The sequence below is a fragment of the Pseudomonas frederiksbergensis genome, assembly GCF_003732665.1.
Taxonomy (GTDB): domain Bacteria; phylum Pseudomonadota; class Gammaproteobacteria; order Pseudomonadales; family Pseudomonadaceae; genus Aquipseudomonas; species Aquipseudomonas frederiksbergensis_G.
Map to the genome: position 1 here is coordinate 1 of NZ_MOBP01000082.1, position 286 is coordinate 286.

The window sequence follows — 286 nt, forward strand, 5'->3', positions numbered from 1 at the left end:
AAAACTCAACAACCCAATCCAGAGCTGAAAGGAGTGGGCCTTCTTTGTAAGGCGGTAGCAGCAGCAATGTGCATCCCGGCTGACGGGCCCAAGTCGCGCATGCCGTCTGCAGCTCGCTCGACCCCTGGAGCTGCTGACCCGTCATAAGGACAAATCCAGACTCTGGCAACTCAACAGCCGACGATGTCTCAATAGCCAAGAGGCTAGTCAAAAAGCGACAACGACGATGAGCAAGCAATTCGGGAGTTAAATAGAGTTTCACGCTACGTCCCCGAAGTAGAGTTGC

At 53.8% G+C, this 286-nt stretch carries 1 protein-coding gene; it reads right to left on the reverse strand.

What is annotated here, in order from left to right; genetic code table 11:
• A partial coding sequence (locus tag BK665_RS34660) for a hypothetical protein (RefSeq protein WP_221179282.1) occupies positions 1-262 on the reverse strand: 262 nt, incomplete at its 3' end.
• Between the last annotated feature and the right edge of the window lie 24 nt (positions 263-286).